This window comes from Phytobacter sp. V91 (genome assembly GCF_965644225.1).
In the GTDB taxonomy this organism is placed as follows: Bacteria; Pseudomonadota; Gammaproteobacteria; order Enterobacterales; family Enterobacteriaceae; genus CBFFRJ01.
Genome location: NZ_CBFFRJ010000289.1, coordinates 1 through 864 on the forward strand (window position 1 = coordinate 1; position 864 = coordinate 864).

Below are 864 nucleotides of genomic sequence, written 5' to 3' on the forward strand. Positions count from 1 at the left end.
GGGCGGCTCATGGTTTGTCGGCGCCTTTGAGGCGCTCACCCTAAAGCCTCCGGCTCTGCCGGAGGATACTTACTTGCTCCCGAAGCCGTTCAGCAACCACCTGAGCGGCATCTTTGCTGGTATCAGGCAGGATGACCAGAAACTCTTCCCCACCGTAGCGACTGACGTTGTCGTCGCTGCGAATCAGCGAGGCGACCAGCGCCCTGGCAACGGTTTTCAGGCACTCATCACCGGCTAAATGCCCCTGGCTGTCGTTGTAAAGTTTGAAGAAATCGATGTCCACCAGGCAAATAGAGAGCGGACTTTTTCCTTCCGTTGAACGCGAGACCTCGTTGAGCAGGCATTCGTCCATATAGCGGCGGTTGAACAATCCCGTCAGATGATCGGGCTGAGCATGGCGTTGCAGCACCTGGTTTGCCCCCGCCAGCTTTTGTTCCGCCTGACGACGGGCGGTGATATCCACCCAGGTGACCGACAGCCCCACCACGTTACTACTGGCATCCGTTACCGCCACCGACTGAGTGTCATAGCAGCGGTCGTGCCAGATAATTTCTCGCCCCGGAATAGCCTCGCCCATATCCGCCAGCGCAAAATCCTCTTCAAACAGATGCCAGAACTCCGGCATCAGCTCGGAAAGATGCTGTTGCGTCAGTTCATGCTGGTCGTGGCTCAGCAGCTGCGTCATGGCTTTATTGGACATCACAAGATGCCCGTGCCTGTCGATCATGCACAGCGCTACCGGCGTGGTGTCGTAGATGGTTTCAAGCTGTAAGACCCGCTCGCCCAGATTAGGGAAGGTGCGATTTAATCGTCAGTTATGAGAACATAAGGCTTTCTTTGCCATAGATTTTTCACGATGCCCGC

The 864-nt window shown here is 56.0% G+C and carries 1 protein-coding gene; it reads right to left on the reverse strand.

Annotated features, from left to right (window positions below; all coding sequences use genetic code 11):
* Window positions 1-40 precede the first annotated feature (40 nt).
* Window positions 41-787, reverse strand: a complete 747-nt coding sequence (locus ACSZO4_RS25695; RefSeq protein WP_437891909.1) for a diguanylate cyclase — start codon at window positions 785-787, stop codon at window positions 41-43.
* Between the last annotated feature and the right edge of the window lie 77 nt (window positions 788-864).